Here is a 15,831-nt window from a genome sequence, read left to right as displayed (position 1 = left end):
CCCGCGCGGCTTGAGCGCAAAAAGTTAAACGCTTTTTTTGTCGGACACTACTGATTTTTTATCATTACTAACCGGGAAAAATTGAGATAGCTTTCCCTAATGGTCAGAATTATCATTGAACGGCATAATGCAGTATTTTGTAGGATTTGAATATGAACAAACCTGAGCCCGACAGTAAACCAAACCGCTGTTGTTCTGTCCAAAAACAAAAGAGCAACAGCATTTTTAAATGACCCAGGCATGAAGTCAGAAAACATTTTTTAACATTAGCTCTGGGAAAAGACCTTTTGGTATAGAATTTGCTTTAAAAAATATAAGAAACAAACAGGAGGATGCCTTATGAAAAACTTATTATTAACAACAACCACAGCTATTTTGCTGATAGTGGCAGGTGGATGCACAACTACCGGCCAAATGGCATCAACCGGAGTGTATTATGATGATATTTATTATGCGCCGGACTTGACGAAGGAAAACAGGGAGCAGGCATTTGCACCGGTACCTTCCATTGCCAAAGACGAACGAAAACAAGCCAGAAAAGAGGAAAACCGACAGATTCGTGATTATGAAAACAGTCAACTTGCCAGGGAACAGGAAGATGTACGCGATTTCTCCGAAGTACAGGAAAAATATGCATCCATTCTTGCCGATGAACAATCGGAAGAAGTAGATACATTAATCTACTATGACGAAGAAACCGGCTATTGGGTCGATGGTTTCGACGGTGGTAGCATGGACCGTGATTATGCAGAAAGACTGATTCGATTTCATGGCCCATTCAACCGGATTCCTTACTACTCACCGCTTTACAACCAGTTTGTTTATTTTAACGATCCCGGCTGGAATGTTTATGTGGACGGGAACTACGCTTATGCGTTTCCTACCTGGAGCAATCCCTGGTACGATTCCTACCGGTTTAACCGCTGGTCAAGCCCCTGGAGTATGTCATTTGGTTACAGTACATGGGGATACCCTTCCTACAGTAACTGGTATGGCTATGGTTATTACGATCCATTCTATACCCCCTACTATTACGGATGGGGTTATTATCACGGACCCTATTACAGTTATGGGCACCACTATCCAGGCTATCATCACGGATACTATGGGAGTGCTGGAAATAATAACAGAAGAGATATTGAAAGAGGCATAAAACCCTCAATGGGAACGAATACCAGGTATTCGAACACTTCATCTGGTGGTGCTTATACACCCCTGAAAAGATCAGGTAGTACCAGTGAAGAACGTGTGGTAAGAACCACTGACAGCGGTACAAGAATAATCCGCAACTCCGACGGCAGTACGACGGTTACTAATCCTGACCGGAATACGCAAAGGGTTATCAGAGGATCTGCCACCCTTAAATCTGATGGTGATAAGAACACCCAGGACAGGAGTATAACCCGTTATAGAAGTACCGGGGCTTCATCCGGAACAGTTCAAACAGGAACAAGAAGGAGTTCAACACCAACTTATAGCCAACCGGACAATGCATCGAAGCCTTCTTACAACCGATCAAGCACTTACACGCGACCATCCGGCACCAATACCAGAACCAGGAGCAGTAGTTCTTTGAAGTCAGGAAATTCAACAGAGCAACGATCGGTATCCACGCCAACCAGAAGTTACAATAGTGGAAGTAGCACCCGACAGCGATCCAGTGTTGAAAGAAACACCTATACCCCTGCGAAGCGCAGCTCATCATCATCATCAAGCAGCAGCTATACGCCAAGCAGGTCCAGCAGTGGCTCAGGTAGTTCTTCTTATTCCGGAAGCAGCTCTTCTTCATCCGGTTCACGAAGTAGCAGCGGATCCAGCAGTGGTAGCACTGTTAGAACCGGAAGACGATAAAAACGAAAGCATCCTCATTTCAATAGAATGATGTTTGCTTAAGTTATAGGTTTAATGGAACACGAGATTTATGATACTATTCATTAGTTGTGAATGTGTAAAATCAAAGCTCCATGCTCGTTTCAAATTCTTTATCCCATGCAAATCCTTTAGAAATCTGCATGGGGTAATCAAACCCTTATCAATATGAAAAAGTATTTGTTTTTTGCAACAGCGTTGCTCCTTATTCATACAGCCACAAATGCTCAGACAGAAGATCATGCACTCAGATTTTCTTCGCAAAATCCTACAGGAACAGCACGTAGCATTGGTTTGGGAGGAGCGATGGGAGCTTTGGGAGGCGATTATTCCGCCATTGGCATCAACCCTGCGGGGATTGCCGTTTACCGAAGCAGCGAGTTTTCTTTTACCCCATCACTGGTTTTTGGACAAACAGAGAGTGATTATTATGGCACTATAAGCAAGGATGATAAATTTAGTGTACCCATTAATCAGGTATCCTACGTGGGGACTTCAAGGCTGATGCGGGAAGTAGATAACGGACTGGTTAGCACTCACTTTGGAATCGGTTACAACCGAACAAACAATTTCAACAGGAAAAGTTTTATTCAAAGAGATGGTGTCAAGTCTTCCCTGCTTCATTCTCTGGCATCCAATTCGTTTGGATATATACCTAAAGATCTGGACAATTTTTATACCGGCATTGCCTACGATGCCCGCTTAACCGAACTGATCCCAGGCAGCCAGCCTAATCAGTATATGCAGGCCTTTGAATTCATCAATGAAGAGGGCTTTTTGGAATTGGGGCCGGTAAACGGAGTAAACCAAATGAAGCTGATTACAGAGTCTGGATATTCAGGACTTTTTGACCTTTCCTTTGGTGCCAACTTCAGCAATCAGTTTTATCTGGGCGCCAGTTTGGGAATTGCCACTCTGGAAAACAAAGTTGAATCGCAACACTACGAGCAGGCAGGAGATGACCTTTACGACGCATATATCGATTACCGAATCGATAATGGGTATGAAATTCTTGACGATTTCTACTTTGATGAATACGAACACACATCTGGAACAGGACTCAATCTAAAAATTGGCGCCATCTTTAAACCGGTCAACAGTATTCGTTTGGGCGCTTCTCTTCATACCCCAACCTACTATTCCATGAAAACCGAGTATGATACAAGAGCCCGGGCAAACTTTTTTGATGCCGACAATTATGAAATAACTTCAGACCTGGGGGAAAGTTCCTATAACTTTCGCACCCCGTTAAAAGCTGTTGGAAGTTTTGCATACATCATTGGAACCAATGGATTAATTTCGGTTGATTACGAATATACCGATTATTCCACCATGAAATTTAAAAGCAAAAACAACCGCATTAACGAGACTGCACAGTTTAACTCGACCAACGATGCAATTAACGACATCTTCAGAGCAACTCATAATCTGAGATTTGGCGCAGAATACCGCATACTGCCAACATTGTCACTGAGAGGTGGTTATGCCATGTTTCAGAATCCTTACAAACAGGATCAAAACCTATTAAATGCCGCTGGTGAGCATTACAATATTACCGGGGGACTGGGATTCAGAAGTGGGAACATGAGCATCGATGTGGCTTATCTATTCAATTATGAAACCTATATTCACTCGCTTTACTACACACCTGAGCTGGTTGATGAGATACAAGAGCCTGCTGAAATGATTGCCAAAAATCATCACCTGGCAGTGACTTTAGGCTGGAGGTTTTAGACACTGGAAGCAAGAAATTAGAAAATCCCTTCCACCAACCAGACTAAGTGAATTAGTAATATTGGTGTCCGGTAATAAAAGGGGTTCCATCATTTCATTCGAAATAACAGGCGTTTAAAATGATATTCATGAGAAGGAGAGGTTGATTTTCGGCAAAACTGAAAATCAACCTCTCCTTTTTACATTACCTCAAAAGAAACTGGTCATTTCTCTTATTTCTTTTTTATAAAAAACCGCCAACACTTTACGGCATTGACGGTTTGAAATATCATAAAAAAAATGTCTTACACAATCATTCCTGCAGCCACAGTTTCGTTGGTAGTTTCATCAATAAGCACCAGGCTACCTGTATTCCGGTTCAGATTGTAGGAATCGTAGAACAAAGGCTTGGTTGTGCGCAGTTTTACGCGTACTATATCATTCATGTTTGCTTCAAGGTCGTCGGGATCGTGTTCAAGGGTGTTGATGTTCATTTTGTAATCAACACTCTTAATCATACAGCGCATCTCAGCGGTGGTTTGTCGCAGGGTATATTTCCCCCCGGCAATCATTTTCCGCTCATTAAACCAGCAAAGCATTACATCAATATCCTGACCAACAATCGGCTCATGTCCGTTGGTCTCTTTTACCAGCATATCTCCACGACTGATGTCAATATCATCTTCAAGTTGCACAGTAACCGACTGAGGTGCAAAAGCTTTTTTCAGACTATCGGTAAACAAGTCAATGGTTTTCACTTTTGAAGTAAAGCCGGATGGCAGCACCTTAACAGTATCCCCAACATTGAGGGTACCACTCATTATGCGCCCCCCGTATCCACGGTAATCAGGATAATCTTTCGACTGTGGACGAATGACATACTGCACCGGCAATCTAAAGTCGTCGCGGTTAATATCACTGCCAATATGCATATTCTCCAGCAAATACATCAAAGTAGGTCCTTCGTACCAGTCCATTTTTTTCGAACGGTCCACCACATTATCCCCCACCAGTGCACTGATAGGTACATAACGAACATCTTTTACACTCAACTTGGACGAGATGTCTTCCACATCAGATTTAATCTGTTCAAACACGTCCTGTTTGTATTCCACCAAATCCATTTTATTAACACAAATGATGATGTGAGGAATCTGCAACAGTGACGCAATATAAGTATGCCGGCGAGTTTGCTCCAACACCCCATGACGGGCATCCACCAGAATAATGGCAGCGTTAGCAGTACTGGCGCCGGTCACCATATTTCTTGTGTATTGAATATGCCCGGGAGTATCAGCAATAATGAATTTTCTTTTTGGAGTGGCAAAGTACCGGTAAGCCACATCAATTGTAATTCCCTGCTCGCGTTCGGCCTTCAGCCCATCCGTGAGCAAAGCAAGGTTTACATCTTCACCACCCGAACGAACGCTGGCCCTTTCGATAGCCTCCATCTGGTCTTCAAAGATTGCTTTTGAGTCGAACAATAAACGACCGATTAGTGTACTTTTGCCGTCGTCCACGCTACCAGCGGTGGTAAAACGCAAAAGCTCCATATCTAAATATCCGGATTCTTTTCCACTCATTTTATTTCAATTATCAATGATCAATTAATAATGATCAATTATTAATTTATATTTTATTGAGATTCAACTCGAAACCCTGAACTCAGAACCCTGAACCCAGAACCCCGAACCCTAAAAGTACCCTTCGCGTTTGCGATCTTCCATAGCCGATTCGGAACGCTTATCATCTGCGCGTCCACCACGTTCGGTAACACGAGTGGCAGCCACCTCCTGGATAATATCCTGAAGATTATTGGCAGTTGAAAGGCTTACGCCGGTGCAGGTAACATCGCCAATGGTACGGCAACGCACATCTCTTAACTCCAGTTTTTCACCCTCTTTTAACTGCATAAAAGGCGCTTTCGCCATCCATACACCATCGCGTTGGAACACTTCTCTTTTGTGTGTAAAGTAGAGAGAGGGAAGTTCAATCTCCTCCATGTAGATGTATTGCCAAACATCCATTTCGGTCCAGTTGCTAATAGGAAAAACACGAAAATGCTCTCCCATATTTTTTTTGCCGTTAAAAAGATTCCAAAGTTCCGGACGTTGGTTTTTAGGATCCCACTGACCGAATTCGTCACGATGTGAGAAGAAACGTTCTTTGGCACGAGCCTTCTCTTCGTCGCGGCGACCTCCGCCCATTGCAGCATCAAATTTTTCCTGTTCGAGCGCATCCAAAAGGGTAATGGTCTGCATTTTATTCCGGCTGGCATTCACCCCGGTTTCTTCTACCGCTTTACCCTGATCAATGGTATCCTGAACATATTTCACAATACACCGGGCACCAGTTTTTTCCATCAGGTTGTCCCGGTACTCAATAGTCTCAGGAAAGTTATGTCCGGTATCTATATGCATCAACGGGAAAGGCACTTTGGCAGGCCAAAAAGCCTTACGGGCCAGATGAAACATAACGATAGAATCTTTACCGCCCGAAAACAACATCACGGGATTCTCAAACTGAGCGGCCACCTCCCGAATAACAAAAATCGATTCGGCTTCCAGTTCCCTAAGGTGGTTAATCTGGTATTTGTCCATTTATCTTTATTTTCTTTTGCTAAGACTATCTTTTCAAGCACAGATAATCGGCATTATCAGATAATCTTTGTAATAAGTTTATGGTCTGAAAATCGGCCGTAAATATACTTAATAATAAGGCCATTCCCAAAAAATCGGAATGGCCTTATTACGATAGTATGTTAGGTTTTTAGAAGTCAACAGTCAGAAAAACCATATAACACTGAAGTTCTGAATTTAAACAGAAACAACCCATTCCACACAAAAAATTTGACTCACAAAATCTTGCCACGCAGCAACAATCGATTGTATTAATCGGGTTGTTATAAAAATATGCTTAATACAAATCACTCAGTTCTCCTGAGTCGAAACTCTTATTGTACTGCTTCATAGCACGCATACTCATACCCATACTGGAGAAACCTCCGTCGTGAAACAGGTTTTGCATGGTAACCTTTCGTGCATAGTCAGAAAACATCATCGCACAGAAGTTGGCGCAATCCTGAGCATCAGCATTACCAAGGGGAGACATCCGGTCTGCAAAATCCACTAAACCATCGAACCCTTTTACACCGCTACCGGCAGTAGTCACAGTAGGCGACTGACTGATGGTGTTCACTCTCACTTTGCGTTCACGTCCGAAAATATACCCGAAGCTACGGGCAATAGACTCCAGCAAAGCTTTAGCGTCAGCCATATCATTATAACCATACAGGGTACGCTGGGCAGCCACATAAGAAAGCGCCAATACAGACCCCCACTCACTCATTGCATCCAGCTTAAAAGCTACCTGCAGCATTTTATGAAATGAAATGGCAGAAATGTCAAGTGTCTTTTGCAGATAGTTGTAGTCCAGGTCGTGATAAACTCTCTTCTTTCTCACGTTGAGCGACATTCCGATGGAATGCAGAACAAAGTCAATCTTGCCTCCCAGTATCTCGGTCGATTGTTTGAAAACATTTTCAAGGTCTTCAACATTGGTGGCATCGGCAGGAACCAATTCCGAGCCGGTCTTCGCGGCCAGGTCGGTAACCTCTCCCATGCGACATGCTACATGAGTATTTGACAATGTAAATGTGGCTCCTTCTTGGTGGGCCAGTTCGGCAACTTTCCATGCGATAGACATATCGTTGAGGGCGCCGAAAATTATCCCCCGTTTCCCTTTTAACAAGTTATTTCCCATATCGGTAAAAATGTTTTTCAGGCTGCAAATATATTGCAAAATCACTGCCGGTAAAAGAAACCGGAAGCCTTATATTAATCGAATCTATTTAAAAATAGGTCTAATTGCTGATTATTAGGTGATTGTGCAATTAAAAGCGATAGACATTTAACAAAATTACACACCAATTAGGTATTAAAAAGTGACTCACTCATCAGGTTTTTCAGCATAATTCTCTTTTGTTGCTCTTCACACAGCTTAATTCTCCATCAGAAAGCGGGCATTTTCAAGAGCTGCGTCCGTAACACTGGAGCCACTGAGCATTCCTGCAATTTCGGTTAGTCTTTCATCATTACTTAACAACTTAACAGAGGAAATAGTTTGATGATCGGTTTCAGTCTTGAAAACTTTGAAGTGGCGATTGCCTTTTCCAGCAATCTGTGGAAGGTGTGTTATACTGACCACCTGTATGTTTTTGCCCATGGAGTGCATTATTCGTCCCATGCGGTCGGCTATTTCCCCAGAAACACCGGTATCAATTTCGTCAAAAATAATGGTAGGCAATCCTTTGGCATCCGAAAGAAGCGATTTAATGCATAACATCACCCGGGAAATTTCTCCTCCCGATGCAACTTTAGGTATATCAGTCAGCTGTGCACTTTTGTTGGCGGAGAAAAGGAACGCAATTTCATCCTGACCTTCAGAACCAAAATCGTTACTTCGCTGATTAGAAACAGAAAAACGAGCATTGGGCATCCCCAATTCACGCAACTGACTCTGAATAGATTGTTCTATCGGCTTAAATACTTTTTCACGACTTTTGGTCAACACTTCCGATTGCTCCCTCAGTTTTTTCAGTGCCACTGCAATCTCACGTTCCAGGCCTGCCAACTCTTCATCGAACGAAGCCAGTTGTTCCAGTTTAGAGAAAAGATCCTCTTTAATTTCAATGAGCGCTTCCACCGAGTCAACATGATGTTTTTGCTGAAGCGAAAAAATCATATCCAAACGTTCCTGCACCAACTGCTGCCGAGCGGGATCAAACTCTACTTCGGTGCCACGCTCGGTAATCTCCTCTGCAATATCTTTAAGCTCAATGTAAACAGAATTCAATCGGTCGGACAACTCATCCCCCTGCGGAAGATAGGCCGAAATCTTTTGCAGAGCTTCTTTCAGGTGAAACAACTCCTGCACCATGGGCTGTTCATTCTCATAGAGCATCATTGATGCCTGGGATAATGCTGATTTAATTTCTTCAACATGCGAAAGCGCTTCAAGTTCTCTTTCCAGCTCCGTCTGCTCCCCTGCCTGCAGACTGGCTTCTTCAAGTTGCTTAAACTGAAATTCCCAATAATCCTGATCACTGCGCTGACGGGCATTTAACTCCTCCAGCTTTTTCTTTTCGGAAAGCAGTTTCCGGTAAATGTGATAAGCTTCTCTGTAATTTGATTTTATTTTCTGATTCCCGGCCACGGTATCCACCACATTGAGTTGAAACCTGTTGTCCCCCAGCAATAAATTCTGATGCTGAGAATGCACATCAATCAATTTGTCAGACAAAGATTTCAGAAAGTTCAGATTGACCGGGGTATCATTTACAAAAGCCCTGGATTTTCCGGATGGTAATATTTCACGTCGCAGCACAGTCTCTTCCTCATAGTCAACATCCTCCTCCTCAAAAAGGGACTGCAACCCGTACCTGGAAACATCAAAAACACTTTCGATAACACACTTATTCTCTTTATCGCCAATTACAGATACATCACTCCGCTGCCCCAAAACCAAGCCAAGAGCACCCAACATAATAGACTTTCCGGCCCCTGTCTCTCCGGTAATGACCGTAAAGCCCAAACCAAATTCGATATTGGCTTTATCGATAAGCGCGTAATTTTTAATAGATAAAGATTTCAGCATAATTACACTAATTATCTTTCAGCAATTTCTGGTAGGAGTCCGAATTGGTCGGATTAATTTCCGAAAGGATATTAACCACTTCAGCCTTCTCCATAAAAAACGATTCAGAAAAAATATTCACAAATTCCTGATGTTTGGCATCAAAGAGCACCTGAAGAGCATACGAACTGGGATCGGTACGATAAACTTTCTTCAACAAATCCATCGATTCCGCAATACTGGCCCTTCCCTCCTCTGCATCTTCCGACATTTGATCCAATCCGTTGCGGTGGTATTCATAATAAAATTCCCGCAAAGGCCGATGGTCCTCTTCCAGTAAATTGTCAACCAGCCAATAACGGTTCTGGCGACTTTCGAATTGCTTCCAACCACTCTCACGGGCATTTTGCATCATCCCCACAATCCGCTCTGCCTCTTCAAAAAAGGGAGTCCCGCCTTCAGAACTAAAAGTATCATAATCGTACCCCAGAACAATGTTGGCATAATAGGCCAGCAGAGCCACCAGATTCGATTCCAGATTATTTTTATTGAAAACCAGCTGCTCGTATTCACCATACCTGAAATCGACATTGTCATCTTTCAGATTGAGGGTGGTTGTTGAATAAGCAGAATTATACACCGGGCGTCTTGCCTGTACCTGCAGCGACCCTTTGAACTGGTCCACACCAATTACCTCATCGATGGTAAAATGGAAAGTACATTCAATTCGCTCGGAAGTTTCATACACATGGCTGGTCCATTGCTGATTGTTCATAAACTCATAAATGGTTTCGCGCAAAGTTTGAAACACATTTCGATTGGTTCCCTGAACCGAAGGGGCAACAACCTGAACAGCACAACGCAATTCCTGACTACAAACGGTAGCCAAAGAGGCCAGCAAAAAAACAGATATAAACAGGAGTTTTCTCATTTCAAAAGAATTTTTTCCAGGGCTGTTACAATATCCACAGCCACATCTTTCTTACTCTTTAACGGAAAACTTTCTTTTTTATGGTCTTTATGAATAATGGTTATCCTGTTGGTATCGGTCATAAATCCCTCTTCTGCCTTATTGGGAGAGTTGAGCACAATAAAATCGAAGTTTTTCTTTTCTATCTTTCTAAGTGCATTAACCTCTCCATTACTGGTCTCAAGTGCAAAACCAACAGTAACCTGATTCTCTTTCTTTTTGGCTCCCAATCCTTCAGCTATGTCGGGATTGGGTTTCAGCCGTATTGTCATTTCCGCATCGGTTCGCTTTAATTTATCGTTAGCGACAGCAGCAGGCGCATAATCGGCAACGGCGGCAGAGAAAACAGCGGCATCACACAATGGAAAAAATTCACGACAGGCAGCTTCCATCTCCAGGGCTGAAACCACATCAGTTCGCTTAATGAGTGGGTGAGAGATCGATAGGCCAACCGGACCGGCAACCAGGTATACCTCAGCCCCAAAATCGGCCAACGTACGAGCAATGGCAAAGCCCATCTTACCTGAAGAGTAATTTCCAATAAAACGTACAGGATCAATATTTTCGTAGGTAGGACCTGCGGTAACCAGCACTTTTTTACCTGTCAGAGACTTTTTTTTTTGAGATTCCAGCAAGTCAACAGCCCTCTGAACAATCACTTCCGGATCTTCCATGCGCCCTTTTCCTTCCAGCCCACTTGCCAATTCGCCGGTTCCGGGCTCCACTATTTGCGCCCCAAAACTACGCAACAGCTCAATATTTCGTTGATTGGCCGGGTGTGCAAACATGTCAAGATCCATGGCGGGAGCCACTAAAACAGGACATTTGGCCGAAAGATAAGTAGTGATCAGAAGATTGTCGCAGATGGCATTTACCATCTTGCCCATCGTATTGGCGCTGGCCGGCGCAACTATCATTATATCCGCCCACAACCCAAGGTCCACGTGACTGTGCCAGGTACCATCATTATTGGCAAAAAATTCGGAAAGTACAGGTTTCCCGGAGAGGGCCGACAAGGTTACCGGGGTGATGAATTTCCTACCAGCAGGGGTAATAATCACTTGAACATCAGCACCTGTTTTCACCAAAAGCCGAAGCAAATAAACAGCTTTATAGGCAGCAATACTCCCCGTAATGCCTAAAATCACTTTCTTTCCTTTCAGCATCTGAGCAATTTGGGGTTCCGAAAAAAGGGAACAGTTTCAACAATCCTGAAAAAAACAACAAAAGCTTCCCCGTAAACACAGGGAAGCCTTCATTTTATATCATCTATTCTTCGTCTTCAACTTTATCCTTTGCAGGATTGCGATAGTAGATGCTACCTTCAACGAACTCCTGGGCAGCCAACAATGAGGGCTTGGGAAGACGCTCATAAAACTTAGAGATTTCAATTTGCTCACGGTTTTCAAAAACTTCTTCCAGGTTATCGGTATAAGAAGCAAATTCCTGCAACTTTTTATTGAGCTCTTCCTTCATCTCAACACCAATCTGATTGGCTCTCTTACCTATAATCACCACCGTCTCATAAATATTACCGGTTTGAGACGACATGTCCTGAGTATCCCAGGTAATAGTGCTCAAAGGTGCATTTGACTTTTTATAATCCATTGCAATGAAAATTTAATTGTTATATTGTTGTAACATCGATGTAACACTCTCAAAAATCTTGTTGGCATCTTTCATAAAAGAACTTTCCGGGAACTCATTAATAAAAGCGTAATATTCATCAAGCGTGCGACGCAAACGGTCTTCCTCTTTCTCTTTAACACTGTTCATCGCCTGAATATAAAGCGAATCAAGAATCAGGTAAGACAATTCTTCGCGATACTCGGTATCGGGAAACTCGTCCAGACTGTTGCGGGCGGTAATCACTGCCGACTGGTAATTATTTCCCATATAAGTTCCGAGATGGTAATAAAGTTTGGCGCTCAGGTACGATTTAAACACCAGTTTCTCTTCCATCTCTTCAATCATTGTTACTGCCTCGTCGGCCATTTCACTCTGAGGGAAAAGACTTAAAAATAACTCAAACGCCTCGATGGCTTTCTGTGTGTCTGTCTGATCCAGGCGCGGCTTTGGAGACATCTGATAATAATTAGCTCCTACCATAAACTGAGCCCTTTCGGCATGCTCATTATTGGGATATTTTTTAACAAATTCCTGGAAAAAATGCACAGAACTGATGTAATCACGCATTTCGTAAAGAGCATTGGCATATTTATAATGTGCCTCTTCCGCTCTTGCGGTTCCCATAAAAACAGAAATCAACTCCTGAAGTAAAGTGGAAGCGCGCATATAGTCGCCCTCTTCATAATACTCCAACGCCTTTTCATATTTCAGGTCGTAATCGGTACTTTTAAGTATTTTCTGATATTCGCTACAGGAGGCCAGTAAGATAACGGCCATAAATACAAGCAATTTCCTCATTGTAAACATGCGCTTTTGTGCATTTGCTGAATAATGTCCTTACTGAAAATCAGTGATGGCAAAATTCCGTGCAAAGATACGGTTTTACTTTAAAAAAACAGTTTTGAATTGTTTTTTCTTTTCCACTAATTATTTCCCTCCTTAAACAAAAACCAGGCCACACAGGATTATTCAGGCAAAGAATACCGTAGGTGTATGCTTTTTTAGAAGGGATAATAAAAATAAACAAAAAACATTACCTTTGCCCGTAGAATCTAAAAAGCTATAATAAAGTGGATATTTTTGATAAAATAAGTCAGAACATGGGGCCTCTTGGTCAGTATGGCAAAGACGCCCACGGGTATTTTACATTCCCCAAACTGGAGGGTGAAATAAATCCGCACATGATTTTCCGGGGAAAAGAAGTTCTTACCTGGAGTTTGAATAACTATCTTGGCCTTGCCAATCACCCCGAAGTGCGCAAAGCAGATGCTGAAGCGGCAAAAGAGTGGGGCCTTGGCTATCCAATGGGAGCCCGCATGATGTCGGGAAACACAAGCAAACACGAAGAGCTGGAAAACGCCCTGGCAGATTTTGTGGGCAAAGACGATGCTTACCTGCTGAACTTCGGCTACCAGGGAATGGTTTCAATCATTGATACACTGGCCAGCCGCAAAGACGTAATTGTTTACGATTCTGAATCACATGCCTGTATTATGGATGGTATTTTCCTGCACAAGGCCAAAGGTGGTAAGAGTTTTGTATTCCCACACAACGACATCGAAAGATGCGAGAAGATGCTGAATATGGCTTCCAACCGTGCTCAGGAATCGGGAGGTGGAATCCTCGTGATTACCGAAGGTGTTTTTGGAATGGCCGGAGACCTCGGACATCTTCACAAAATAGCAGCGCTGAAGGAGAAGTTTGAATTCCGCCTGCTGGTGGACGATGCTCACGGTTTTGGGACCATGGGCACAACAGGCGCGGGTGTTGCGGAACATTTTGGCGTAACCGATAAAGTAGATGTAATCTTCGGGACTTTTGCCAAATCAATGGCTGGAATCGGAGCATTTGTTGCAAGCCGTGAAGATGTCATTCAATATCTGAGGTATAATATGCGCTCACAGATTTTCGCCAAGTCGTTGCCCATGCCCATGGTTATTGGAGCTTTAAAGCGCCTGGAGTTATTGAAAAACAGTCCTGAATTAAAAGAGCAATTGTGGATTGTGGTTAAAGCACTTCAAAAAGGATTGCGAGAAGAAGGATTTAACCTTGGAAATACCGAATCACCGGTAACTCCTGTTTTCCTGAACGGAACAGTGCCCGAGGCGACCAACCTCACCATGGATTTGCGTGAAAATTACAATGTATTCTGTTCCATTGTGGCTTACCCGGTTATTCCCAAAGGACAAATTATGCTGCGTCTGATTCCTACTGCCGCACATACCCTTGAGGATGTTGAGTTTACCGTTAAAGCCTTCTCTGAAATCAAAGAGAAACTTGCCGCCGGAAAATACCAGGGCGATAAAATTGCAAGCTTGTCGTAAAGAAACGGCAACAACCATAACTAAAAAGGCATCCGGTTGGGGTGCCTTTTTTTTTGCTGTAAGGGAGCTGTTAGCTGTCAGCCAAAAGATAACAAGAAAAGTTTGAAACTTATAAGGCATAGTAAGGAGAAAAAAAGTATATTGCTTCCCATCGGCTAAGAGTCAGAACCTAATAGCAAAAGAACATAACATTTGACCTTACAACCATCATTCCCCATGCTCTTTGCTCTTTGCTCCATACCCTTTGCTGGCCATTTGCCAAAAGCATACCACAAAACATTTCCCAAAAAAAGTGGTTATATTACCGAAGACACTAAAAATACGGATAGTATGAAAACAATGACTTTACAACTGCTAAGTTTCATTTTCGCCTTATTTTTTACAGGCACTGGTGCCACCCATGCACAGGAAATTCAAAAGGATAGTTTTGAAACCTCCATCGGTACACTAACCATTCATCATGTCGGTCATGCTTCATTATATTTTGAAATTGATGGAAAAGTGATTCATGTAGATCCCTTCAGCCAAATGGGCGATTATGCATCCATGCCAAAGGCCGACCTCATTCTCGTCACCCATGAACACGGGGACCATCTGGATTCAGGCGCCATTGAGCTTATTTCGAAAGAAAACACCCAAATAATCATTAATCAAACAGGTTATGATTCTCTTAAAAAGGGAATCGTGGTAAAAAACGGAGAACAGAAGCAGGCATTGGGCTTTCCAATTAACATTGTACCTGCATACAACATTATCCATAAAAGAGGCGATGGCACGGCCTATCATCCCAAAGGTCGTGGAAACGGATATGTTATTGAATTCGGAGATACTAAAGTTTATGTCGCCGGAGATACCGAGGATATTCCGGAAATGAAAAACCTAAGCGAGGTGGACATTGCTTTCCTGCCCATGAACCTGCCATACACCATGAGCCCTGAAATGTGCAAAGAAGCGGCCTTAATGGTGAAACCAAAGGTCTTGTTTCCTTATCATTACAAAATGGGCGAAACCAACACAGAGAAATTTGCTCAACTGATGGAAGAAGTTTCCGGAATTGAGATTAGATTCAGATAGTAATAGGATGAGGAACGAGCGATTATAGATGGGTTAGCTCTTGGCTGTTAGCTCGCAGCTCATAGGCCTTGGCCCCATGCTTCATGCAAAATTTCTCTATATTTGCTCTCATGATTCATATATACACGGGCAACGGAAAAGGCAAGACCACAGCAGCGCTGGGATTATCGGTAAGAGCTGCGGGAGCAGGAAAGAAAATATTCTTTGGCCAGTTTGTTAAAGGAATGGCCTACAGCGAAGTAAAACTTATTACTGAGCAAATACCACAAATCGACCACCAGCTGTTTGGACGCCGGTGTTTCATTAAGGAGGAGCCTGAATCGAAGGATTTTCAGGCTGCTCAAAAAGGACTTCAAACAGTAAAAGAGCTTATGAAGTCACACAAATATGATTTAATTGTGCTTGACGAACTGAATATTGCGCTTCACTACCACCTGATAAAAACAGAAGAGGTACTGGCACTTCTTGATGAGCTTCCGTCGGAGACAGAACTGATAATTACCGGACGCTATGCTCCTCCGGAACTCATCGAAAAAGCCGACCTAGTCACCGAAATGAAAGAAATCAGGCATTATTATCAAAAGGATGTAAAAGCAAGGAAAGGAATCGAGTTTTAGT

At 42.9% G+C, this 15,831-nt stretch carries 13 protein-coding genes; 5 read left to right on the top strand and 8 right to left on the bottom strand.

What is annotated here, in order from left to right:
- The first annotated feature begins 339 nt into the window (after window positions 1–339).
- Complete coding sequence (locus QZZ43_RS03990; RefSeq protein ID WP_291856492.1) at window positions 340–1,851, top strand: hypothetical protein; 1,512 nt, start codon at window positions 340–342, stop codon at window positions 1,849–1,851.
- Window positions 1,852–2,037: 186 nt separating this feature from the next.
- Window positions 2,038–3,603, top strand: coding sequence for a hydrocarbon degradation protein (locus QZZ43_RS03985; RefSeq protein ID WP_291856490.1), 1,566 nt, complete (start codon window positions 2,038–2,040; stop codon window positions 3,601–3,603).
- 284 nt (window positions 3,604–3,887) lie between these two features.
- On the opposite strand, the gene QZZ43_RS03980 is transcribed toward QZZ43_RS03985, so the two are convergent.
- The 8 genes from QZZ43_RS03980 to QZZ43_RS03945 all read right to left on the bottom strand — a co-directional run bounded on the left by QZZ43_RS03980 (window position 3,888) and on the right by QZZ43_RS03945 (window position 12,613).
- On the bottom strand, window positions 3,888–5,165 hold the full coding sequence (locus QZZ43_RS03980) for a GTP-binding protein (RefSeq protein ID WP_291856488.1): 1,278 nt from the start codon (window positions 5,163–5,165) through the stop codon (window positions 3,888–3,890).
- Window positions 5,166–5,276: 111 nt separating this feature from the next.
- Window positions 5,277–6,182: a sulfate adenylyltransferase subunit CysD gene (gene cysD, locus QZZ43_RS03975; RefSeq protein WP_291856486.1), complete on the bottom strand. Its 906-nt coding sequence runs from the start codon at window positions 6,180–6,182 to the stop codon at window positions 5,277–5,279.
- A 316-nt stretch (window positions 6,183–6,498) separates the two neighbouring features.
- A complete protein-coding gene (locus QZZ43_RS03970) occupies window positions 6,499–7,344 on the bottom strand; it encodes an SDR family oxidoreductase (protein ID WP_291856485.1) in 846 nt (281 codons plus the stop codon).
- A gap of 237 nt (window positions 7,345–7,581) precedes the next feature.
- Window positions 7,582–9,237: a DNA repair protein RecN gene (gene recN, locus QZZ43_RS03965; RefSeq protein WP_291856483.1), complete on the bottom strand. Its 1,656-nt coding sequence runs from the start codon at window positions 9,235–9,237 to the stop codon at window positions 7,582–7,584.
- A 7-nt stretch (window positions 9,238–9,244) separates the two neighbouring features.
- Window positions 9,245–10,147 carry a DUF4835 family protein gene (locus QZZ43_RS03960; RefSeq protein ID WP_291856481.1) on the bottom strand — a complete coding sequence of 301 codons (903 nt, stop codon included), beginning with the start codon at window positions 10,145–10,147 and terminating at the stop codon, window positions 9,245–9,247.
- Window positions 10,144–11,352 carry a bifunctional phosphopantothenoylcysteine decarboxylase/phosphopantothenate--cysteine ligase CoaBC gene (coaBC, locus tag QZZ43_RS03955; RefSeq protein WP_291856479.1) on the bottom strand — a complete coding sequence of 403 codons (1,209 nt, stop codon included), beginning with the start codon at window positions 11,350–11,352 and terminating at the stop codon, window positions 10,144–10,146. Before coaBC ends, QZZ43_RS03960 begins: the two co-directional genes overlap by 4 nt.
- 103 nt (window positions 11,353–11,455) lie before the next feature.
- The gene (locus QZZ43_RS03950; RefSeq protein WP_291856477.1) at window positions 11,456–11,794 is read right to left on the bottom strand and encodes a DNA-directed RNA polymerase subunit omega; all 339 of its coding nucleotides are present in this window, start codon (window positions 11,792–11,794) and stop codon (window positions 11,456–11,458) included.
- A gap of 12 nt (window positions 11,795–11,806) precedes the next feature.
- On the bottom strand, window positions 11,807–12,613 hold the full coding sequence (locus tag QZZ43_RS03945; protein WP_291856475.1) for an outer membrane protein assembly factor BamD: 807 nt from the start codon (window positions 12,611–12,613) through the stop codon (window positions 11,807–11,809).
- A gap of 272 nt (window positions 12,614–12,885) precedes the next feature.
- Here QZZ43_RS03945 and QZZ43_RS03940 point away from each other — a divergent pair, with 272 nt between their 5' ends.
- The 3 genes from QZZ43_RS03940 (at window position 12,886) to cobO (ending at window position 15,830) form a co-directional block, all read left to right on the top strand.
- Entirely contained in the window at window positions 12,886–14,139 is a 1,254-nt protein-coding gene (locus QZZ43_RS03940) for an aminotransferase class I/II-fold pyridoxal phosphate-dependent enzyme (RefSeq protein WP_291856474.1), read from the top strand.
- 330 nt (window positions 14,140–14,469) lie between these two features.
- Window positions 14,470–15,213 (top strand): MBL fold metallo-hydrolase, encoded by a 744-nt coding sequence (locus tag QZZ43_RS03935; RefSeq protein WP_291856472.1) that lies wholly within the window; start codon window positions 14,470–14,472, stop codon window positions 15,211–15,213.
- Window positions 15,214–15,323: 110 nt separating this feature from the next.
- Complete coding sequence (cobO, locus tag QZZ43_RS03930; protein ID WP_291856470.1) at window positions 15,324–15,830, top strand: cob(I)yrinic acid a,c-diamide adenosyltransferase; 507 nt, start codon at window positions 15,324–15,326, stop codon at window positions 15,828–15,830.
- Window position 15,831: the final 1 nt, after the last annotated feature.

It is taken from the genome of Marinilabilia sp., assembly GCF_016278715.1.
GTDB lineage: Bacteria > Bacteroidota > Bacteroidia > Bacteroidales > Marinilabiliaceae > Marinilabilia.
The sequence above is the reverse complement of the archived record's forward strand: the minus strand, read 5'-3'. Positions and strand labels throughout refer to the sequence as shown.